This is a genomic window from Epilithonimonas mollis (assembly GCF_900142325.1).
Classification (GTDB): Bacteria; Bacteroidota; Bacteroidia; order Flavobacteriales; family Weeksellaceae; genus Epilithonimonas; species Epilithonimonas mollis.
Genome location: NZ_FRAM01000004.1, coordinates 313,891 through 336,803, shown reverse-complemented (window position 1 = coordinate 336,803; position 22,913 = coordinate 313,891). Strand labels below are relative to the sequence as shown.

Genomic DNA, 22,913 nt, shown 5'->3' with positions numbered 1-22,913 from the left:
TTACTCGCGTCAGGATTATCCATGGGAATATCCTCTATATCATTCTGAGACTTGAAAACGCCAAAAAGATCCCATACCTGTATCAGGTTCCGGTTGTGAGGAATTACATCAATGTCGACAGGTCCATCGTCGGAGATATCATGACTAAATACAAATACATCTTCAATTAATCATTATGGAAACAGTATTGAAAAAAATACAGCTGTTACAACTTATGTTCGCCTGCTTTTTGATGTTCGGACAGGTCAGTGTGAAGAGGCTGAACGATCCTTCAATTGTAGCACAGCACAAACGGATGACCTTTGAAAGCTGGGGCGACTGGCGGCCATATCCGAAATATTTCCTGGGTATCCAGACCAATTTCGCTTATGCAACGGTTTGGGGGATGTGGTCTCCGAGCATCAACAGACATTATAAAGAAGGAGCAGATATACGTCCTTTGAAAACTAGCGGTGAACAAAATCTACGTTTCGCACAGCTAAAATTCCAGGAAGAAGACGCTAAGAAGATCAATGCTGCATCCGATACGATCTACAAAAGAAGTGTTCAGGATCTGGCACACTGGACTTCGGCCACAGTCGATGCAGACCCGCTATGGCTGCTCTATTACAAAAGAATGCTCAAACCGATCACCGAATTTCCGGACACGCCGCAGAACTTTACCGAATGGCGACTGAATGACGAACCAACTTACGAAGCACTCAAAACTACCGGCACCTTAAAAAGATTACAGGAAGAACTGGACCTGATCAAGGAAAAATATTCCATGTCGCGCTCAATAGATATGCCGAGAGGAAAACGCTTCATTATGTATCACGAAACGCTGATCCGGTGGCGGACATTTGTGAAGGAATTGAGAAGGTACAATAACCGAACGATGCTGCTTCTCGATTATAAAAACATCCTGAATAGCCATTTGCCAACCGCATTGCCAACACCATGGACACCCGCTTCAGACAAGGGAATTGTTCAAAATGTCATACAGCAATATAAATATCGATATTAGAGATGAATAAAAATAGAAAATTAATTTTTTGCCTTTGCGCAATAGTACTTCCAATAATGGGCTTTGCGCAGACCGATGGTGATTACAGCAACCTGCTTCAGTTTCTGAAGGGTGATGGCGCCTTTGAAAAGTGGTTTATGGAGGTCTTCACCAAGCTGGACACCAGTATTCAGGACAGCGCTCAAGGTTCCGCACTTGTAGGAAGAGCCATCGGAGGGCTCGGTGCATTGATGTATCTCGGTTATATGGGCTGGCAGATGGCCGCCGGAGACCGGGAATGGGAAATTACCCCGATGCTTAAACCGATCCTTATTGGATTTACCTTAGTCTATTGGACGGGATTTGTCAATCTGATACAGGCACCATTCGAGGCCATCGCCGAACCCGGCATTGCTATTTTCAGCGATATCGAATCCGAGGTCAATGACCTGAGGGTTCAGCGGTTCAAAAAACAACAGCAATTGTTGGATGCGGTCATTAAGCTCAATGCCGAGGAAGATGCCAAGCAGGAGATCATTAACAATACTTCAAAAGATGCAGACGATTCGTGGTTTGATATCAGTGACGGAATTGATAAGCTGCTGCAGCCTATCAAGGAATGGCAGATCAGGATGCAGTTCCAGATGCAGAAACTGGTCGCCGAGGTGATCGAGTTTGTCTGCCTTTCCATTCTCAGGATTTGTGTTTACCTCATATTCTTTATCCAGAAGATCTGGGCATATATTCTCATCATTTTAGGTCCCATTGCAGTCGGAATGGCCCTCGTTCCGGGCTTTGAAAATTCGTTGTACAGCTGGGTATCCAAATTCATCAATATCAACCTTTACACATTTGTGGCCTACACCATCATCAATATTGGACAGCAGCTTATTGCTTCAGGCTACACGATGGAGATCGAACGTTACGATACTTTACTCACAAACGGAACAGTGACCAACCTGGATGCCTTAATGGTCTATGTCAGTAATTCCGGGATGATCTACAATCAGCTTTTTACCTGTGTTGCTTACATCGTGACGGGTATCGGGGTGTTGATGACCCCGACAATTGCTGATACGATTGTAACTGCAGGCGGAGCGGGTGCGATGACAAAAATGAAAAATGCGGCCGGAAAAGTGGTAAGTAGTGCCAAAACAGCGGTACTGACTGTGAAAACAGGAGGTGCAGCAGCAGCGGCATCGGTTGCCAGATCAGCTGCGTCAGGTACTGCTTCAGGTAGGGTGAGTAGTGCAATGAATAACAAAAAGAAATAAAGATGCTTATCAAAAATATAGAACAGCGAATCAAGATCAATAAGATCGTTTCATTATCGGCTATTGGCTTTGCCATATTCATTGTCATTGCCGGGTTTTTCTTTTCCTATCGGATGATCCAGGATTCCCGCAAATCTATTTATGTTCTGGATAATGGGGTTCCGGTATTGGCTAAGCAAACGGATGTCCTATTGAACCGGCCGGTTGAATACAAAGCCCAGATCGAATTGTTCCACCGCCTTTTTTTCACATTGGCTCCCGATGATGCCTACATCAAGGAGAACATTCAGAAGTCTCTGTATCTCATTGATGACAGCGGAAAGAAGGAATATACCAACCTCAAGGAAAAAGGATTTTACAACCAGATCGTAGCTTCAAGCTCAATGGTCAGCATCCACGCCGATTCGATTACCCTGAATATGGAGCAGAACAAATTTCAATTCTTCGGAAAGCAGATGATCACCAGAAAATCTTCGGTTATCACTCGGAAGCTGGTCACTGAAGGATTTTTTGAGGACATCATCCGAAGCCCCAACAATCCTCACGGAGTTCTGCTGAAGAACTGGCGCATCATCGATAACGAGGAACTCTCCAATCAAACCAAAAATTCGTATTAAAATGAATGCTTTTACAAAACAAACCGGACAGAAATGGCTGGAGCGCGTGGCTAAAAATCCGAAAAAGTTCTTTGTGTATTCGATGATCTTTCTTTCGGTCTCATTCATAGGCTCGCTGATACAGGGAATTTTCTTTCCTTCCCAAAAGACCTTTACCATCAAAGCTCCGGTTCTCTATTCCAATAATGGGATCAGTCAGAATACAGCTTCTGTTCAGGATAGGGAAATGGAAAAGATCGTCAATGAGCTGAAATTGCTGAAAGAAAAAAGAGACCGGAATGCTTTACAAAAAGAGGACAGCCTGAGAATAGAGTTTCTATTTAACCGATTCCAGCAGTTAAAAAATAACCGGTAGCACCGGAGGCAATTTATCTAAAAATCAAAACGCAATGAAGAAAATTAATTTCAAACAGAAAAAATATGTGCTTCCGCTCTTGGCTTTGCCGTTCCTGCTTCTTTTCGGCTACGTCGGTGCGGAGTTCACCAAAAAGGATAAACCTAAAGACAAACCCAAAGAACTTTCCCTTTCACTGGGAGAAACCAAGGATTCGATTATGAATAAGAATGATGCCTACGATGCATTTTTCAAAAAAGATGACAACCGTACGATGTTGGGAGGACTGGATAAGGAACAAGACAGTCTCTTAAGTTATGATGACCAATTGTCGTTAGCACAAAAAAGAAAGATTGATTCCCTGCAAGCGGTATCCTCAAGACAGAATCAATACCAGGCCAAAGGAAATCCTTCATCCTACTATGACCCAAAGCAGCATAGTGAGGATAAGGATTACAAAAGGTCGGCAGAAATAATCCGGATGCTCAATGATAAATCGTATGGAAATCAGGAAAATAAATACGCTGATACACCAAAAGAAAAAAATCAATCTGTCCAGCCAGATCCCGTCAAATACCTAAAAGAACAGATGCTTGTCATGGATTCCCTGGAAAAAGCCAGAGACCCGGAGTACCAAAACAAACTGGCGGCAGAACAACGGCTCAAAGCCAATAAGGAAAAGATGGAAGAATTTCTTAATTCGACCTTCAATGTCAGCAAATCAGGAATCAACAGTGTGTTCAATGCATTCTATAAAGAGCAGGAAAACAGCTTTATCAAAGCGGTCATTGACGAAAACAATAAAGGCTTTCTCGGCAGCAGAATCAGGTTCAGACTATTGGAAGATATTTTTGTGGGCAACCGTAAAATTAGTAAAGGTTCCATTCTCTATGGGCAGATCTCCGGATTCTCCATGCAAAGGGTTGATCTTAAGATCATATCAGTGTTCACCCACGGAGAGATTTTTCCGGTCAACCTCTACATCTATGATGTGGACGGGATGAAGGGTTTGTATGTTCCCCAGAGTGTATTCCGCGATATGATCCGTGAAATGGGCAGCAATTCAGTTCAGGGAACACAAATGGATATGGGCGGACAGGGATTTTTTACCAGCATCGGTTCCAAATTGTTCACATCCACTTCCAAATCAATTGCTAATCTCATCAAAACCAATAAAGCGAAACTGAAATACAATTCCTATGTATTCCTGATCGACGAAAAACAGCTTAAAGAATCACAAAACCAGCAAAATAAATAAAATGATGAAAACCTTACTATACAGCCTTCTGCTGTTCACCGCACCATTGTTAACTGCCCAGACCGCCACCCCTGAGCAGATCATTTCTGACCTATCGGAACTTGAGATCACGGAAGGGATCAACCTTCACATAATCTCACCGGAACCCATTCAATATGTTGATCTTTCCACTGAGAAACTGACCGGAGATCTCCCTGCCAGCAATATCGCAAGAATTAAAATTACCGATAATACTATATCTAATAAGGACAAAAAGAAACAATCCATCCCTTTTTTCAGTGGAGATACAGTGGGGATTATAACGGTTGTCGGTCAGTCTTTCATCGCGCAGTATAAAGCGGTCTATAGAAGCCCCGATAACCTTAATACCATTACCAACATCCACATTCAGCCTGATGCCATGCAGCCTATCGAGTTTGACAAAATGATCTTCTCAAACCGCGAACTCAGACAATTTGCCTTGGACATCATTCAGAAGAACGCTGACAAAAAGCCTGTCAGAATAGAAAACAACCTGAATCTCAGTATGCAGCTTAACAATGTATATGTCATGGGTGATTACATCTTTCTGGATATGACCTTTAAAAATACTTCCAACCTGAGCTACGACTTGGAAGCCCTCAAGTTTTCCATAGAAGATAAAAAGATCCATAAGGCAACCAACAATCAAAGCATTGAAATGACCCCAGTATTTCAGCTGAATCCTCAAAAACATTTCAGGAAAAACTTCAGAAATATTTATGTATTCAAAAAATTTACCTATCCGAACTCCAAGGTGATGATGATACGGCTGATCGAAGAACAGCTATCCGGAAGGACCATCGAAATGAAAGTGAACTATTCGGATATTCTTAAAGCAGATACCTTCTAGCAGGCTAGGCCTGACCTAATTTTTTAACTAAAAAAAAATGCAAGAACAACAACATCAGATAAAGATCTACGGATTCCTACAAAAGGCGGTTTATGCGGTCGTTGTATTGGATTGTGCATCTCTTTTTTACCTGAATGCAAATGTTCCGGTAATCTCCAATCTATTGAAGAACTTCTCGAAGATGAGCTTTATATATCCACCCATTAATGCCAAGTTTGCCACACTCATTTTGATCGGATTGGTTGCTATCGGAACGAAGGCTAAGAAAAAGAAAGATCTCAATGTAGCAAAGGAAATCATTGCTCCAATGGTATTGGGACTGGCAATGATGTTTTGCGCCTTATTTTGGCAGAACGAAGCAGGAAATACAGAACTTTCGAAAGTATTTCCCGGGATGAACCTGTACCAGGTCATCTATGCGAGTCTCTCTTTTCTTGGGGCTGTTATCCTACAAATGGGTGCAGACAGCATCTCTAAGCTAATGCAGCAGAAAATGGGGAAAGACCGATGGAATGTCGAGGAAGAATCTTTTGACCAGAATAGGGAACTGGTCAATACCGAGACAAGCATTAATATTCCTTACTTATTCAGATATAACGGTAAAATCAATAAGGGCTGGATCAACATCAACCCGTTTCGGGGTACGACCGTAATCGGAACACCGGGAAGCGGAAAGTCGTTTGGGGTGATCAATCCGGCCATCCGCCAGATGATTGCAAAAGGCTTCTGCTTATGCATTTATGATTTTAAGTTTCCAGACTTAGCGAAGATCGCCTATTATAATTATCTGATTAAAAAAAGTAGAGAATCGAAATACAACTATCAGTTTCACATCATAAACCTAAACGAGGTTGAAAGATCTAAACGGGTCAATCCGTTTCATAAAAAGTATATCCAAACTTTGGCGGAAGCACAGGAAATGGCAGAATCAATGGTGTCTTCATTACAGAAAGGCGGAAGTAGTTCCGGCGGAGGATCGGATGCGTTCTTCACCCAATCTGCGATCAACTTCCTGTCATCCTGCATTTATTTTTTTGCTACTCTGGAAAACGGGAAATATTCAGACCTGCCGCATATCCTCTCTTTTATGAATCGGAGCTATCAGGAAATCTTTGACACGCTGTTTACTAATGAGGAAATAGGGTCATTGCTTTCTCCCTTCAAAACAGCGTATGATAACAAAGCTTTTGATCAACTGGAAGGACAGATCGGAACACTAAAGATATTTCTTTCCAGGTTAGCAACTAAAGAAAGTTTTTGGGTGTTTTCAGGTGATGAAGTGGAACTGAAAATTACTGACAGGGAAAATCCGTCCATCCTGATTTTAGCCTCAGACCCCGGTACGCAAGATATTAATTCCGCATTATACTCATCGGTTTTAAACCGCACTTTACGCCTGATCAATTCCAAGCACAACCTGCCGGGAGGTATTATTGCCGATGAATTTCCAACCATTTATATCCATAAGATCGACAATGTTGTTGCTACAGCTAGAAGCAACAGGGTCGCTGTATTACTAGGGCTTCAGGAAATTCCACAGCTTCGGCAATTTTACAAAAAGGAAGTAGCAGACACTATTTCTGCCATTGTCGGAAATATTCTATCCGGTTCGGCAAGAGATAAAAATACGTTGGACTGGCTGGAAAAACTGTTTGGAAAAATCAAGCAGAAATCTTACTCACAGTCCATATCACAACAGGGAACAACGACCAGCATCAATGAGAAAATGGACCACATGATTCCGGCCGGAAAAATAGCCGCATTAAAAACCGGGGAAATGGTTGGGATGATCGCGCAAGGGGAAGAAAACGACACCGACGAATACAAGACATCAGCGATTCACGGAAAGATCAATCTGGATATGAAAGCCATTAAAGAAGAAGAGCGAAACTATGCTCCGATGCCGATCTATTATTCATTTCTGGATAAAAGGGGAGTTAACCGCAAAGAGGAAGTACTGATGAGCAATTTCCGGAAGATCAACAAGGAAGTGGAGCTCATCGTGAATGAATTTATAAAATCAGCCTCATGAAAACGCTTACAACATACTGCTTTATCGCCTTGTTTTTTTCTTTTCATTGCTTTGTGTATGGGCAATTCAATACCCTTATACCCATCCAGCCTAAGAAAACAGAGAATCTTCCAATTGTGGAGAAGACGGATGAGACTAAGGATTTGAAGCAGAAAAGCGACAAAAAATTCTGGAAGGCTATTTTTAACACAACCTCCAAAGCAGACCTGAAAAAAGAACTGGATTCTTTGAAAACAATGATCAAAGAGAATTCAGAAAATAACAACAAAAAATGGAGAATACAAAAAATCCAGGATTCGCTGATTTTACAGCGCCAAAGTCAGGTAGTTATTAATGAACAAAAACGAACTAGTAATCTAACAAAGAATGGCTTTGAAAATGAAACCGGAGAACTGAAGTTATCAAAGATCGCAATGCCATTAAGCAGGCCTGTCTCCGTGACATCGCCTTATGGAATGAGAATACATCCCCTGCTTGGAAGAGCCAGAATGCATAATGGTATTGATCTTAAAGCTCATTATGAGAATGTGTACGCCGTGATGGACGGAATGGTTACTGCAACAGGATGGGATCCAAAAGGCGGTGGAAATTACATCAAAGTAAAACATTACAACCGGTTTGAAACGTCTTACCTGCATCTCTCAGAATTCTATTACAGAACAGGAGATTTGGTAAAAGCGGGATTTATCATTGCCAAAAGCGGCAATACCGGAAATTCTACCGGTGCGCACCTGCATTTTGCGGTCAGAGAGAATGGGAATTACATCAATCCTATCCGTTTTCTCAATGACCTTATCGAAGCAAATCATTGGCTTGCTGCATCTTATTAACACTAAATAGTCTTACACTCTAACATAAAAAACATCATCATATGGAAAATCACAATTTACCGACCGAAGACCTCAAAACCTATGGCATCATCAACGAAGACCTTACATTTTCCCAAAAGTTAAGTCCTGACGACGTCCAGAAGTTTCTGAGGGGCTATACCATCGTCGCTGATAATGACAGGAACCGTGCTACTTTTCAGCTCACCGATAACAATACCCAGCTGAAGGTCATCTTTCTGGAACGGGACAAAAGCCTTTCGGAAATTCTAAAAAAAAGCAAGGATCAAATTCAGTATTCTGAAACAAGGGCACAATACAATGACAATGGGAATTCTACACGATTAAGCTTTTCAAAGCAGGCTTTTGTTTTTGATGAAGAAACCAACACTGTAAAGGAATTAGATCTTATCAAAAACGCTCCTGATCTCACCGCCATTATTGCTGATAAAAAAGACATACAGGAGCTAAACCGCTATAAAAACGAACTGCAAAATCTGAAAAATTTCCTGTACGATAAAATAGACTTATATCCTGAAATTGCCAAGGAAATCAGAAATGATATAAACATCATTTCGGGTGAGATTGATACCGTAGATGGAATTTCACAAGATATGGGTCAAATGAAAAAGCGAGCAAAATCTAATATTCGGTTAAATGTAGATGACCCAGATCTATACGATAAGGCTAACAGAATGGTCGAGGAAAGTGGGGAACAGGAAGAAGATTTACAAAAGTCAAAACGTAGAGGAAGATAAGTTTTTATATAGTCGTGATGATGAAAAGTAATGAAATTTTATATTCTTCGGGGAATAATGACGAATGCCATACCCCCAGATATGCGGTAATACCTATCCTCAGATATATACCGGAAAATAGTGTTGTCTGGTGCCCATTTGATACACAAAAAAGCGAATTTGTAAAAGAGATCAGCAAAACAAATAAAGTCGTGTTTTCGCATATTGATAGTGGTCAGGATTTCTACACATATGAACCTGAAAACTGGGATATTATCATATCGAACCCTCCTTTTACCAACAAAAGAAAAATTTTTGAAAGATGTCTGAATTTCAATAAGCCTTTTGCATTATTGATGTCAAATACCTGGTTAAATGATGCTGCGCCCAAACAACTTTTTATGCAAAAGGAGTTGCAATTGCTGATGTTCGATCAAAGAATCAAATTCAATTGTAAAGGAATAGTAAACAATAAGATTACCTATAGCAGTAGTTACTATTGCTGGAATTTTTTGCCTAAGCAATTAATAATGGAAAAAATTAATGAAACGAAAGCCAACTGCAATAATTAACTCGTTTTATTCTGTCGTTAGTTACGCTGTTGTGATTGAGATGTACTCTCGAAAGAATAAGAATAAAAGGAATTTTAGAGGATAGAACAATTTTAATGTTTTAATAAATTATAAAACGCAAATGGAAAAAGAATTGTCATGGTTTGAAAGGATAATTACTCCAAAAACCAAAGCCTATAAAGATTTTGTAAAAGAAATGGAAAGCACACCTGCTGAGTTGTTCTTTCAAGATGGAGAAAAGAAATTTTCCGATAAGGAGAGAAAATTTATGCAGATCTACAAATCAAAAGAGAACGGATTCAGTGCAAGCCAGCCCTATAGTGTGAAGATTATCTCAAATTCAAATAAGGAGTTTCCCGTAGAAATTGATATTAAAAGCACTTCCGGACTGGTTCAATTTATCGGAAAACAGGAAGCAAATACTAAAGTCTTAATCATTCAGGATAATAATGCTTTTACAGAAATATATGTAGATAACGAAGCGGCAAAACAGAAGTTCCTTTCCGATATATGGGCGAAAGAGTTGTATGACAGGACTGATTTAAGTTTAAAATTGACCAATACACAAATTGACGAGCGGCAGGCTTTGCATTATCACAATTATAAAATTGAAATAAAAAAAGAAGGTGGTAAACTCTTTTCAGATATAGATTTCGAAGAAAATCTAATCAACGTGTCCGATTTGCCTAAGGGGTGGAATTGGAATGATTATGAATACGGGAGTGGTTCCCTGGTGAGTCCAGATGGGCACAGCTATTACAGTTATGATCTCCAAACTCAGGAATACCATTTATCGTTTGGTAATAATGAGTGGACCGGTATTGTAAAACAAGGTGAAACTCCAAAAAGCCTGAATGAATTTAAAATCTTTGCAGAAAATGATATTATAGAAAAAGCTCAATTACACCTTCTTTCCCCAAAGCTTTCTGAAGAAGCTTTACATGATCTGCTAAATCACAAAAATATTGAAAGAGACAAAGAATTTCTTCTGGGAGATTTAAATATCACCCAATATCAAAGAGAGAGTTACTTAGAAAAGATGGAATTCGGAATGACGAGCGGAGATTATACTCTGACTGAACAACAATTGAGACAATTGCCTGATTTCATTGATGGATACCACCTATCTAAGAATGATAAATACGAACTTGCTTACGGCCTGCTACAAAAACAGCATTATGCAGAAGCCTATTCCATATTGCCGGGAGGTGGAATAGTCAAAATGTTCCTGGATGAAGAAGGGGTATCTTCATACAGGTCATTATCAATTGATGAAATAAAATATAACAATCAAAATCCAAAAATTATGGAAACACAAAAAGATTTCGACCAGGTACAATACCTGAAAGACCAGATGAAGTATCTTGGTTTCGGTGAAGGCGAACAACTTCATAAAGATTTAGAAAATGGGATCAACGCTAAAAAGCAACAGTTTGAAATTAAAACCGGTTCGGACAGAGTATTGCCCGGTAATAAGGTGGATTTTACACTGAACTTCAACAAAACCGATAGAGGTGGTATTTTTCTCAATTCGTATCATGCCAAGCTTACAAGCGAGAACAATGAGGAGCGCTCTCACAATTTTCATATCAGAGGAGAAAATAGCTTTACAGCGAAGGAGGCTATCAACCTTTTGGAAGGACGGAATGTAAAGATTGAATTTCTTAATCCAAAGAGTGAACAGGTAGAGCCTGCCTTTGTTCAATTTGATTTCTACCAAGCCAAAACAGAAAAGGGCAATTATTATTTCCAGAATTTCTACAAAAATTATGGCGTCGATACAGCCAAAATCGTTGAGAAAGCGGAGTTGGTGTTTGATAAACCGGAATGGAAAGAAAATGTCATAAAATCTTTAGAGAAAGGAAATATTGTCAAAGTAAAATTCAAAAAGGATGATTCGGTCATGGAAGGCAAAGCTGTTCTTGATCCTCAAAACAAAAACCTTAAACTTTATGACAACGATATGAACCGCCTGAATACCAACAAGCCTTTGGAAGGGCTGGAACAGGATCATAAGCACGAAAAAAATAACGTGAAAGAGCAAAGCATCAAACGTTAATAGAAATACCTGACCATTATGCGAAGGCGGTGGGTCTGATGATCTGCCGCTTTTTTAAAATTAAACACGATGAAAATAAAATTGACACTATTATCTTATGCTGTAATGTTAGGCTTAAGTTCCTGCCGAAAAGAAATTAAACCGGATAAAGGCGGCATTGATATCTTTTCCAATGTCTATTTCAATGCTTCCAAGGGACTGGACCAAATGCAGAGTTTCCATATTTCCAAAATGAGCTATTCTGAGGATGATTTGATAGAAATCGTTCCCGACCGAAGCTTTCCGGAAGTTAATAAGCAACTTTATTTTATCAATGATTCTCTATGCTATTCACTGGGTTCTGAAAGAAAGAACGCAATATTTTCGGAGGTCGTGCTAAAACAAGAGCCATTGCTTGTATGGCAGAAGAAAGAAGGTGCTGTTTTCTCAAAAGAATGGATTCCGAATTACAGGAATAGAAGGAAATTATCTGACACTGTTTTGTTCGGTAAACAATATAAACGTTTCGAGATCAATTCGCCCTGGAACTACACCCGGTTCTATATCTATCCTACCGACACTATTCTTCCGTACTCATTGTACCGACACGCTGAAATAGATTATCGCGGACGGCTGGAACGTATTGACTCTTACAATAAGAAGAATGACATTTTTGTCACGCTTCAGTTGATTCCGAGAAAAAACTGGGACGAGCCGGCCCAGGAACTATTTGAGTTTAATCGTTTTGTAACACGCACAAAAAATGAGTGAGCCTATAGAAATAAATGATGACATTACTGTCATTGAAGGAAGTAAAAACGAACTGATCCTTTTTGGAAAAAATGAGGATGCTAAGTCGTTCCAAAAACTGTTAGAGCTTAACGGGCAATCCAATACAAGAACCCTTGTTACGCTCAATGCGGTTACGAATGCAAAAAAATTCCTCAGCAGATTCAAGTATTTCGAAGGCAAGATCTTTTTGTGTCTTGAAGCAAACCGGACAGACGATGCAGCAACGCTCAAAATCCTGATGGAATTTAGGGACAAGAATATCAAAGACATCCGGAAAATGTATGAGATATCCGCCAATGGAAATAAGAACCTGGCTCAATATCTTCAGAACAAATTAAAGAATCTTCATAAAAACAGTAATTTAGTCAAATCAAAAGAATCAGAAAATGCCGGCAGTAAAATTAGATCAAAAGGAATATCCGACACTCAGCACCTGGGATCCGAATTTTCTGGAAGAGATTCTGGAAAACCTTTGCAGGACATCCAATCCCAACAAAACGGAAATAACGACAGAGGACAAAATGTGGACAGCTCAAATGCTGGAAATGGACCTTCAGGCGCAAAGCGGAGCGATCACAAACCCGGAGAACGAGGAAGAAGATCCACTGACGGAACACAATCTCAGGATGCTGAAGAAAGACCTTCCGTGGGCAGAATCATATTCGGGCGAATTGCACCCGACACAGGAAAATCCGAAGGACAAGTCCCCAAGATAACCAATAATTCTGCAAATGTTGCAGAATTAGGCGGTCTTATCGCAAAATATAATGGTCAGAAGCTGACCAACCAGCAAGTTGCAGAAGTCGTTTCCGCAGCTTGTTTTATTTCAATTAACAAAGAGGTTCTTTTTAAAGATGGCATCGCCATCACCGAAGAACTAAAAGATATCTGCCATCAGTTTAAAAGCGGCGGTGTCGCAAAAGAAGGTCGCGGTATTCTTGACGAGTATTACACGGATCAGAAAATCGTAGAGGCTGTCCGGAACCTAATCAAAGACCACTTTAAAAACAGGAAGGAACTAAGCGTTTTAGAACCGAGCGTGGGGACGGGCGGCTTCTTGTATGCAGCTAATGGACTTGCTTCTAATGCAACTATTTCTGCCTTTGAGATCAATGAGACCACAGCGAAGATCGCGAAAATACTCCATCCTGAAGCCAACATAAATCTCCGTTCTTTTGAAACTGAATTTATTGACGAGAAGGGAAACAAAAAGGATTTTTCTCAGCAATACGATTTTGTAATCGGAAATCCGCCTTATGGCGAACATCGTGGTCTCTATAAAGGGTTGGGTGAGGAACCCAAACTTTCCAAATACGAAGATTACTTTGTCAAACGCAGCCTTGATGTTCTGAAAGACGATGGAGTCCTGGCAATGGTCCTTCCGTCAGGCTGGCTCAACCGCAAGAGAGATCTTGAAAATGCTGAATTGGTCAAGGCTTTCCGATTACCAATCGGAGCTTTTGCAGGAACACAGATCGGAACGGATATCATTATTCTTAAAAAATCCTCTCAAAAAATTAATCGGGATATCTCCGCTTATTTTGAAAAAAATCCAGGAAACATTTTGGGTGAGATCCGTGAGAAATCGAATCGTTTCGGACGTATGGAGCTATACGTCCACGGAAATCTGGATGAAGCATTAGCCAGGCTGCAGAGACTTGAAACGAACAAACAAACCGAAAGAATAGGGAATCTCTTTGAAGACCTGCTTTTTGAGAATGTTGAAACTGAGGTAAACATACAAAAAACAGTTCCAGTTGAAAAAGAAGGTAATCCGGAAAAAGAAACTGAAATTGATCTTTCCGAGGTACAGGACAAACTTAAAACGATCGTCTCTCAACTCAACGACATCAGATTCAAATCCCCTGCAATCTTAAGGGAGATTGAGAAGTACACCAAGCTGCAAACTCAGCTGACTAATGAGCCAAAGAACCTCAGCCGGGATCAATTTGCTGAAATTCTTGAGAAAACCGATAAAATACTTCAGGCTCAAAATAAAAGGAAAGAGTCCGAATTCAGTGTCCAGACGAAGCCCCAAATCAAAAAAGGAATTTTAAAATACCTGTTTTCAAAAACTGATGAAGTGGTGAATACTTCGCTTCAGAATAGTTCTGATATCACTTCGCAACAGATCGAAGCATTCCGGGACACGGATTATGACGGAACGCTGAATAACAGAGGCAAGCACTACAGATTCGCCAATTATATTGGCGGCAAGTGGGTACACGACTTTTATTATGCGGAAGGTAATATTTATGCCAAGCTGGAACAGTTGGAAAGGGACTTTGCCGATAAAAATTCTGTTGGCGGCACCGAAGACCAGTATGAAAAACAAAAAGCATTACTCCAACGTGTTCTGCCAATACCAAAGTCAATCGATGAAATATCGATCAGTCCCAATCACGAATTCGTCCAACAATTTGCATTGGGACAAGTGGAAAAAGAACAATACAACTACAATACAAAACTAAGCGAGGTCGTCACTGTTGATTACAACCTGGCTGAAAAATTCAAAGATTTTGTCGGGACCTTACCCAGTGATGCCTTCCAGGGTTCTTCAGCCTGGGAAGTAAGACAGTTTGTCGATAATGAGACGGTCACAGGAAGTGACAAAGAACGTAACGCCTTAGTTCGGGACCGAAGAAAGGCTGCAGCCATCGATCTCTTTCAAAAATTTATACTTGAAGAATTATCGGATGAACTCAGGGAAAGGTTTGTGAGAGAGTTCAACAAAAACTACAACAATATCTACGTTCCGGACTATTCCAAATTCCCCTTATTTTCTAAAATCAATAAGAACTTCAAAGGGCATGAATTAAGATTAACTGAGGTTCAAAAAGCAGGTATCGGAAGGCTGACAACTAAGGGCGTTGGTTTACTGGCGCACGAGGTAGGATTCGGGAAAACCTTATCCGGAATCCTCTCGATGCACGAAGCAATGGAAAGGGCAAATTCTAAAAGACCTTTGATTATTGTCCCAAACGACAGTATTATCAAACAATGGGTGGAAACCATCTTTGAAACGATACCAAATGCGAAGGTCAATGTTCTGGGAAATCTCGGAAAAGATTATGACCTTTCAAAATTTGACAACAAGGACGGAGAAATTACCATTGTGACGTATGAGGGCTTCAACAACATAGGTTTTTCGGAAAGCATTACTCAGGATCTGGCCTCAAAGTTTTCGTATATCTCAGAAAGTGAGTTACGAAGTGTGAATTCAATCAGCGACAGGGATTTCCAAAAAGAATTGGAGAAGACCAAAGAGGTAGAGGGTAAAATGAAGCGTGGCAAGATCTACGACTGGGAAGATTTCGGTTTCGACCATATCACATTCGATGAAGTCCATAATGCTAATCATATTGTAGGTAAGGTGAGAATTGAGGACAGAAGATTTTCTTCCGATTTCAGAAGCCAAAATCAGCAGACTTCCAAATTGGGAATCAACACCTGGATGGCCGCACAGTACATTCAGCAAAAGTATGACGGTAGAAATGTTACTCTGCTTTCGGCGACACCATTCACCAACAAACCGCTGGAATACTATTCCATACTTTCCCTGATCGCCAATAAACGTCTTGAAGAATCCGGCTATTTCAATGTCAATACCTTCTTTGAAACCTTTATGGAAGCGGACACCGATATGGAGATCGATGCGAAAGGCGATGTGAAGTTTAAAGCCAATGTACGCCGGTTCAAGAACAATTCATTGTTTCAGCAGCTATTATCTGAATTTATAGACATCAAGGGTGAAGAGGATAATCCAGAACTGGTCCGTCCCAACAAGATCAACAAAGAATATAAGATTGAGCAAAATGACTTGACGAAAGAGCAGTATGATCTATTGACGGAAAGTTTCAGCGAAACGGAAAAGGGAGCAATACTCACACACATTCTTAATGCACGGCTGATTACTATTTCTCCGTATTTGTCGCCTTATTATGATGGGGGATTGCCAACCGTAGAAGAATTTATTGATAACTCACCGAAGCTGAAGGAAACAATGAATCTTATCCAGCAAAATAAAAAAGACATTCCGGACGCAGGACAGATCATTTATTCTGAATTGGCAGTAGCTGAATTTCCAAAGATGAAAGAGTATCTTGTGACCAATATTGGTTACAAGCCTGATGAAATAGGTGTCATTACTGGTACTACGAGTAAAGCACAGAGGATATCAGTACAGAATGATTTTAATTCCGGGAAGATCAAGATCGTCATCGGCAGTGAAGCTATTCAGGAGGGAATGAATCTCCAGGAAAATACTACGGACCTGTACCTGCTGTCCCTACCATACAACTTTACCACATTAAGACAGGTGGAAGGCCGTGCCTGGCGACAGGGAAATAGGCATGAAAATGTTAGGGTGAACTTTATGCTCACCAATGACAGCATTGATGTTTTTATGTTGCAGAAATTACAATCGAAACAGGCAAGATATCTGGAAGCGATGAAGAAGGGAGCTGATGTGCTGGACATTTCGGATATCAGCACACAAGAACTTAAAACCTCAATCATCACAAATCCTGAAACAAGGGCTAATATTGAAATCGAGTTACTCAAGAAGAAAATTGAAAGTGAGAAAAATAAATTTCTGGCAGATATTGCATTCGTCCTTAGAAAGCAAGAAGATTTTCTTAAGGTGAAAGAAATGGTGACTAAAGCTGAACAAGCTTACTACAGAATCTTAGGCTATTCTCAAAATGGAGATGCTAATACCAATTACTGGAAAAATCAACTTCCATCTTACCAGAAAACGATTGACCTTGCTAAAATGGAAGTTCAGAAAACAATTGAATTTTTAGGTGAAAAAGGGGTTAATGTTGCAGAAATAGAAAAGCAGACACAGGATACAGAAGCGAAAATTGTTGAACTTGATAAAAGATTAGAACAACTTCCTGAAACTAAAATACAGCTGATTCTCCAATACAAGCAAGAAAGAGAAGAACAAATAAATATAAATAAAGCAATTGATTTTATCAGTGAGCGGAGTGATGAAAATAAAACTTTATTTGGATGCACCTTTACAACAGATCATGTTGCAAAAAGTTTCTCGTCTATCATAAATTATCAAAATGAAAGTAATTTGCAGATCGAAACCAAAAGAAAAAGATAATATATTTAGCTGATTTTATAGATTGTAATTTTATATATTTGTAATACAGTAATAACAGTTAATCATTATTATTGTAATTAAATAATACAGTTATGTTACTTATTTCATTGTCTAAAACGCAGAAACTGATTGCTGATTATGTTCGTGATCGGAGACTTCTGATGGAACTTACTCAGGAAGGGCTGGCCGAACGTTCAGGGGTAGCACTTTCCACCCTCAGGAAGTTTGAACAAAAAGGATTGATTTCGCTGGACTCTTTTCTAAAGATATTAATGGTAGTTGGAGGTATGGAACAATTGCTTGATGCTCTTAAGCCAGACAAGCCAGCTTTCAATTCAATAGATGATGTTTTGAAACAAGATGATAATTTAATTAAAAAAAGAGGTCGAAGAAAATGAATAAGACTATTGCAGAAATAAAAGTTGGATTAGATTTTGGCCTAGTAGTCCAGCCTGTTGGACGTCTTGCAATACGTAGTGGTATCATCTACTTCCAATATGATGACAATTTTGTTAACGATGGATTTGAAATATCTCCTTTCAGATTGCCTTTGAAAAGAGGCGTTAGTGGATTGTCCCTGCATCCATTTGACGGATTGGCCGGGGTATTCAGCGACAGCTTGCCGGATGGCTGGGGAAGATTGCTATTTGACCGCATGATCAGAACCTTCGGATTGATGCCATCAGATGTTTCACCTCTAGACCGCCTGGCTCATGTAGGTATGCACGGAATGGGAGCATTGGTTTATGAGCCGGATCATAGTCCTGAAGTGACACAAGATAAAGTTGACCTTGATGTGCTGGCTGCACAAACTGAAAAAGTCTTGGAAGGAAGTTCAGAAGAAGTAATTACTGAGCTGTTAGCTTTAAATGGTTCTTCAGCAGGTGCCAGACCAAAAGCACTCATTGGCGTAGATGGTAAACGAAAAAATATATTATACGGAACCCAAAATTTAGACGAAACTTTTGAACATTGGTTAGTTAAGTTTTCCAATTCGCAGGACGGTCTGGATTCCGGAGCCATTGAATATGTCTATGCGCTGATGGCTGCAGAAGCTGGTATCTCAATGCCGGATGTGCATTTATTTCCCTCCCAAAATGGGAGCGGTTATTTCGCAGTGAAGAGATTCGACAGGAATGGTAATAGAAGATTACATATGCATACTGTAAGTGGGTTGCTGCATAGCAATTTCAGACTACCGTCGCTAGATTATGAAGATCTACTGAACTTGACTGCAAGCCTGACAAAAGATATTCGTGAAGTCGAAAAAATGTATCGATTGGCTGTCTTCAATGTAATGGCTCATAATAGGGATGACCATACAAAAAACTTTAGCTTTTTAATGGACGAAACCGGCAACTGGAAACTTTCTCCTGCCTACGATTTAACATTTTCGTCAGGTCCTGGCGGAGAGCAGAGTACCATGGTTTTGGGAGAGGGTAGAAATATAACAACAAAACATCTTGTCAAATTAGGAAATGAGGCTAAACTACCAAAAGAATTCATAGAGGATGTTATTGAGCAAACAACATCAGCAATTAGCAAATGGTCAAGACTATCAAAAGATTTTGGAGTCAATAAATCCAACAGAGAATTAATAGGTAGATTAATTAAGAAATTTTAGTAAAAGTTTAAGCTATACTTGTTAGCATTTTTAAATTATTTTGCCCTAAAATGGATGAAAATTGAGGTGTACAGACGAAATGTATCAATTATCACTGTTGCATTCGGGAAATGTTAATTGTCTAATTTACAGTAATTTACAAGGTTGGAGGTGGACAAAAGTAGTACAAATGTATTTTTAAATTCATCGTTAAATATTTTAAAACATTGGTTTACAAGTGTTTAATGTGACGAGATTCGTGCGGAAAAGTAGAAAAAAAAGATGTTGCAGCATCTTAATCCTGTACCACTTTTGTACACCTCGATGTACGTAAACCACCATAGATAAAGACTTCTATAGATACTGTATCGGGCGGCGCACAAGATTTCAGCGAATATAAAAACTCTATCCCCTATTTTTAGAAGAATTGTTTAGTTGAACAAATCCTTGGGAAATTATCTTGATGATATAGAAGTTCGAGCAAAATATAAAAACAAGTAAGTGATTATTACCTTAAGCATAGTGATTTTGAAGGACAAATATTAATTTTTGTAAATCCTATAATACTTGATTTTTGGAATGTAAAATTATATAATATGGCTTTCTTTTCATAATTTTATAATCTCTCAATTAAAAATGCTATATCTAAAAAATGTTGCATTTGAAGGGAATAAAATTTATAGGTTCGCCCGATTCCGTTGTTGGCAAAGAAAAAACAAGTAAGGGAACACCTGATTCCTTTTTTGTTAATGGTGACAATTACATTTTGTTGAATGTACAACAAAAGAAAGAATTGGAGAGTCAAAATCATTTCAGAAACTTTCAGAAGTGTACATTATTTAAACTTTTATGAATAATAATCCTAACGTGCAAATAAACACTGTCCGTTCCTTATTTCAAGGAAGAGAGGAAGTGTTTGCCGTTCGTTGGGAAAAAGCAGGAAAGTCAGGTTATATGCCTGCATATCAATACGACCCATATCATTACCGGGTACATAAAATGAATGGCGGTACTTTTTCAAATTATTCAAACAAAAATTATTTACCACTTACCGATAACGAAATTCAAAAACACTTAAATGGTATTCAGCAAATTGGTGTTTATCCATTATTGCAGAACAATACTTCCTGGTTTTTGGTCGCTGATTTTGATAAACAGAACTGGAAACAGGAAGCGGTCAATTTCTTAAACGCTTGCAAAAAGAAAAATATCCCTGGCTATTTGGAACGTTCACGTTCGGGAAATGGCGGACACGTTTGGATATTTTTCGAAAAACCTTATCCATCTGTCAGAAGTAGAAAAATTTTCATTTCGATTTTGGAACAATCGGGTATATTTTCAATGTTTGACAAGAGTTCAAGTTTTGACAGACTGTTTCCTAATCAGGATTTTCTTTCGGGGAAAGGTTTGGGGAATCTGATAGCATTACCACTTTATAAGCCTGCAATGGAAGCCGGAAATAGTTGTTTTATTAATCCGGAGACTTTTGAACCTTTTTTACATCAATGGCAATTTTTGAATGAAATCGAGAGAGCTTCCATTGATGTTTTAGACAATCTATTTCAGGAAATTTCAACAACGCACAATTCACCAATTTCCAAAAGCGGTTACGAAAAATTATCTATCACACTCTATAAAAATATCCGTATTCAAAGAGATGGATTGACACCTCCATTGATTAATTTTTTAAAAGAAGAATTAAATTTTGCCAATTCTGAATTCTTTATCAAGAAGAAATCAGGAAAAAATACTTTTGGAACAGACCGTTATTTTAAACTTGTTGAAGAAACAGAAAATGAAATTATTGTTCCACGAGGCTTTATTGGGAAATTGCTTCGGTTTTGTAAAGAACAGAATTTGGATTTTGATTTTAAAGACCAAAGGAGGCTAAAAGAAGAAATTGATTTTGCATTCAATGCAATTTTGAGAAATCATCAAGATAAAGTTGTAAAAGCTGTTTCAAAAAAGGATTTTGGTGTTATCGTTGCTCCACCGGGTTCGGGTAAAACGATTATGGGGTTGAAAATTATTTCGGATAAAAAACAACCAGCTTTAATAGTTGTACATCGCAAACAGTTGTTGGAACAATGGCAGGAACGAATCCAGGCATTTCTTGGAATTCCTAAACACGAAGTCGGTATTATAGGTCAAGGGAAAGCTAAGATTGGAAAGCAAGTCACCATTGCTACGGTTCAGAGTTTACCAAAACAAACAGAACAAATGCAAAATCTATTCGGAACAATTCTAGTAGATGAATGCCATCATATTGCTGCGGAAACATTTCGAAGTACCATTGGAAAACTGGAAACTTTTCATTTGTATGGCTTGACGGCAACACCATTCAGGAAATATAATGACGACAAACTTATATTTGCTTATTTAGGTAATGTGATTTCAGAGGTTATAAGCAATGAAATAGAAAACTTTAAACACGCTCAAATCATTGTCAGAACTACCGATTTGGATGTGCCATTCAATTCAAAAACAGACAATTTTGAAACTCTTTCAAAAATTTTAGTTCACGACTCAGAACGAAACAAACTTATTCTGAATGACATAAAAATAGAGTTATCCAAAGGAAAACGAATCGCCATTATCACTGAAAGAAAAGAGCATATTGATACGCTTCATCTTTTTCTAAAGCAATCTTATGAAATTATTACACTAAGCGGCGATGATTCCGAAAGTAACAGGAAATCCAAATGGCAAGCCTTACAACAAGGTAATTTTCAGGTGTTCATTACTACAGGACAGTATTTTGGCGAAGGTTCGGATTTGTCCAATATCAATACCTTATTTTTAGTCTACCCTTTTTCTTTTAAAGGTAAACTGATTCAATATATAGGTCGTGTACAACGTTCGGAAATCAATCCTACTATTTATGATTACAGGGACATCAAAATTGATTATCTGAACAAACTTTTTTTAAAACGAAACAGTTATTATCGTCAAATAGCCAAACACGCAAACTTATTTGACGAACCAACCGAAATTATCACCGAAAGAGAAAGTTTAATCATTACTAAACAAATCAGAATTGCAATAGAAGATTTGGATTTCAGATATGGTAATGTTGGTTTTGAATACAATGATAAAGAAAGTAACCAGCGATTTAATTTTGAAATTGAAAATGAAGAATTTAGACCAGAATTCGAAGTTCTTAAACCTTATTTTGCCAGGGTTTTAAAATCAAAAGTTATTAATATTGAAATTTATGCTGAGGTAGAAAATGGAGTAATCTTGTCACAATTAGCAACTTCTGCCGATATTGAAAACATCAATAAAGAATTAATTGAAAGCGTAAAGTTCCAATTTCTGAATAAAAACTTCATTGGTCAAATTCCTATATCAAAACAAAATATTCTTACAACCAATGAACTTCCTAATAATCAAAATATTTATACGAACCCTGAAAGTATTCTGGAGGATTTGTTAAAGGGAAAGCAATATAAACATTCACAACACATTCAGTTTTTGGCTGACAAGCACGAGCGAAGTGTAATGAAGCTACGGTTTGTTTTGCAACCTTTTTCATTTGTATTCTTATTATCAGGAACTCAAAACTATCACATAGTTTTAGAGACTTTAGACACTGAAGAAGCAACCTACATTTGGCATATGGAAAAAAACAAATCTATATTGATAGACACCATAAAACAAATTGACAAAGAACTAAATATCATAAAAGAGAAAGGGAGACAAACTTATTTGGAAACCAATCCTCAGAACTTTTCAAGGATTATGCACGATTATTCGGACAGTAACAAAGGATTTGCAACTTGGAAAGGGCAGTTGGAGGAACGGTTAAATTAGCTGGTAGTTTGCAATAATAGTATAATCAACATTCGTTGCTAGTT

Annotated in this window: 16 protein-coding genes; all 16 read left to right on the top strand. The window is 38.7% G+C overall.

The window, feature by feature from the left end; translation table 11 throughout:
• Positions 1–175: 175 nt before the first annotated feature.
• The 16 genes from BUA97_RS15770 (at position 176) to BUA97_RS15690 (ending at position 22,869) form a co-directional block, all read left to right on the top strand.
• Positions 176–1,006: a hypothetical protein gene (locus BUA97_RS15770; protein WP_073000083.1), complete on the top strand. Its 831-nt coding sequence runs from the start codon at positions 176–178 to the stop codon at positions 1,004–1,006.
• 2 nt (positions 1,007–1,008) lie between these two features.
• Complete coding sequence (locus BUA97_RS15765; RefSeq protein ID WP_073000081.1) at positions 1,009–2,259, top strand: type IV secretion system protein; 1,251 nt, start codon at positions 1,009–1,011, stop codon at positions 2,257–2,259.
• 2 nt (positions 2,260–2,261) lie between these two features.
• Positions 2,262–2,876, top strand: a complete 615-nt coding sequence (gene traK / locus BUA97_RS15760) for a conjugative transposon protein TraK (protein ID WP_073000079.1) — start codon at positions 2,262–2,264, stop codon at positions 2,874–2,876.
• 1 nt (position 2,877) lies between these two features.
• The gene (locus BUA97_RS15755; protein ID WP_073000077.1) at positions 2,878–3,231 is read left to right on the top strand and encodes a hypothetical protein; all 354 of its coding nucleotides are present in this window, start codon (positions 2,878–2,880) and stop codon (positions 3,229–3,231) included.
• A 34-nt stretch (positions 3,232–3,265) separates the two neighbouring features.
• Complete coding sequence (gene traM / locus BUA97_RS15750; RefSeq protein ID WP_073000075.1) at positions 3,266–4,468, top strand: conjugative transposon protein TraM; 1,203 nt, start codon at positions 3,266–3,268, stop codon at positions 4,466–4,468.
• Positions 4,469–4,472: 4 nt separating this feature from the next.
• Positions 4,473–5,339, top strand: coding sequence for a conjugative transposon protein TraN (gene traN, locus BUA97_RS15745; RefSeq protein ID WP_073000129.1), 867 nt, complete (start codon positions 4,473–4,475; stop codon positions 5,337–5,339).
• A gap of 37 nt (positions 5,340–5,376) precedes the next feature.
• Positions 5,377–7,371, top strand: coding sequence for a type IV secretion system DNA-binding domain-containing protein (locus BUA97_RS15740; protein ID WP_073000073.1), 1,995 nt, complete (start codon positions 5,377–5,379; stop codon positions 7,369–7,371).
• Positions 7,368–8,201 (top strand): M23 family metallopeptidase, encoded by an 834-nt coding sequence (locus BUA97_RS15735; protein ID WP_073000070.1) that lies wholly within the window; start codon positions 7,368–7,370, stop codon positions 8,199–8,201. The genes BUA97_RS15740 and BUA97_RS15735 overlap by 4 nt, the downstream gene beginning before the upstream one ends.
• Before the next feature lie 41 nt (positions 8,202–8,242).
• Complete coding sequence (locus tag BUA97_RS15730; RefSeq protein WP_073000068.1) at positions 8,243–8,956, top strand: hypothetical protein; 714 nt, start codon at positions 8,243–8,245, stop codon at positions 8,954–8,956.
• Between the two features lie 17 nt (positions 8,957–8,973).
• Positions 8,974–9,507: a tRNA (adenine-N(6)-)-methyltransferase gene (locus BUA97_RS15725; protein ID WP_073000066.1), complete on the top strand. Its 534-nt coding sequence runs from the start codon at positions 8,974–8,976 to the stop codon at positions 9,505–9,507.
• Between the two features lie 121 nt (positions 9,508–9,628).
• Positions 9,629–11,566 carry a hypothetical protein gene (locus tag BUA97_RS15720; protein ID WP_073000063.1) on the top strand — a complete coding sequence of 646 codons (1,938 nt, stop codon included), beginning with the start codon at positions 9,629–9,631 and terminating at the stop codon, positions 11,564–11,566.
• A 69-nt stretch (positions 11,567–11,635) separates the two neighbouring features.
• Entirely contained in the window at positions 11,636–12,316 is a 681-nt protein-coding gene (locus BUA97_RS15715) for a hypothetical protein (protein ID WP_073000060.1), read from the top strand.
• Positions 12,309–17,453 carry an Eco57I restriction-modification methylase domain-containing protein gene (locus BUA97_RS15710; protein WP_073000057.1) on the top strand — a complete coding sequence of 1,715 codons (5,145 nt, stop codon included), beginning with the start codon at positions 12,309–12,311 and terminating at the stop codon, positions 17,451–17,453. The genes BUA97_RS15715 and BUA97_RS15710 overlap by 8 nt, the downstream gene beginning before the upstream one ends.
• A gap of 92 nt (positions 17,454–17,545) precedes the next feature.
• Positions 17,546–17,851: a helix-turn-helix domain-containing protein gene (locus tag BUA97_RS15705; protein ID WP_073000055.1), complete on the top strand. Its 306-nt coding sequence runs from the start codon at positions 17,546–17,548 to the stop codon at positions 17,849–17,851.
• Complete coding sequence (locus BUA97_RS15700; RefSeq protein WP_073000054.1) at positions 17,848–19,077, top strand: type II toxin-antitoxin system HipA family toxin; 1,230 nt, start codon at positions 17,848–17,850, stop codon at positions 19,075–19,077. The genes BUA97_RS15705 and BUA97_RS15700 overlap by 4 nt, the downstream gene beginning before the upstream one ends.
• 846 nt (positions 19,078–19,923) lie before the next feature.
• The gene (locus BUA97_RS15690) at positions 19,924–22,869 is read left to right on the top strand and encodes a DEAD/DEAH box helicase (RefSeq protein WP_245795951.1); all 2,946 of its coding nucleotides are present in this window, start codon (positions 19,924–19,926) and stop codon (positions 22,867–22,869) included.
• Positions 22,870–22,913 lie beyond the last annotated feature (44 nt).

What these genes read in the sequence shown, in the direction of transcription:
- BUA97_RS15755 (WP_073000077.1), top strand. Translation starts at nt 2,878, where the DNA reads ATGAATGCTTTTACAAAACAAACCGGACAGAAATGGCTGGAGCGCGTG.
- traK (WP_073000079.1), top strand. Translation starts at nt 2,262, where the DNA reads ATGCTTATCAAAAATATAGAACAGCGAATCAAGATCAATAAGATCGTT.
- BUA97_RS15765 (WP_073000081.1), top strand. Translation starts at nt 1,009, where the DNA reads ATGAATAAAAATAGAAAATTAATTTTTTGCCTTTGCGCAATAGTACTT.
- BUA97_RS15730 (WP_073000068.1), top strand. Translation starts at nt 8,243, where the DNA reads ATGGAAAATCACAATTTACCGACCGAAGACCTCAAAACCTATGGCATC.
- BUA97_RS15715 (WP_073000060.1), top strand. Translation starts at nt 11,636, where the DNA reads ATGAAAATAAAATTGACACTATTATCTTATGCTGTAATGTTAGGCTTA.
- BUA97_RS15725 (WP_073000066.1), top strand. Translation starts at nt 8,974, where the DNA reads ATGATGAAAAGTAATGAAATTTTATATTCTTCGGGGAATAATGACGAA.
- BUA97_RS15770 (WP_073000083.1), top strand. Translation starts at nt 176, where the DNA reads ATGGAAACAGTATTGAAAAAAATACAGCTGTTACAACTTATGTTCGCC.
- BUA97_RS15720 (WP_073000063.1), top strand. Translation starts at nt 9,629, where the DNA reads ATGGAAAAAGAATTGTCATGGTTTGAAAGGATAATTACTCCAAAAACC.
- BUA97_RS15735 (WP_073000070.1), top strand. Translation starts at nt 7,368, where the DNA reads ATGAAAACGCTTACAACATACTGCTTTATCGCCTTGTTTTTTTCTTTT.
- BUA97_RS15710 (WP_073000057.1), top strand. Translation starts at nt 12,309, where the DNA reads ATGAGTGAGCCTATAGAAATAAATGATGACATTACTGTCATTGAAGGA.
- BUA97_RS15700 (WP_073000054.1), top strand. Translation starts at nt 17,848, where the DNA reads ATGAATAAGACTATTGCAGAAATAAAAGTTGGATTAGATTTTGGCCTA.
- traN (WP_073000129.1), top strand. Translation starts at nt 4,473, where the DNA reads ATGAAAACCTTACTATACAGCCTTCTGCTGTTCACCGCACCATTGTTA.
- BUA97_RS15705 (WP_073000055.1), top strand. Translation starts at nt 17,546, where the DNA reads ATGTTACTTATTTCATTGTCTAAAACGCAGAAACTGATTGCTGATTAT.
- BUA97_RS15740 (WP_073000073.1), top strand. Translation starts at nt 5,377, where the DNA reads ATGCAAGAACAACAACATCAGATAAAGATCTACGGATTCCTACAAAAG.
- traM (WP_073000075.1), top strand. Translation starts at nt 3,266, where the DNA reads ATGAAGAAAATTAATTTCAAACAGAAAAAATATGTGCTTCCGCTCTTG.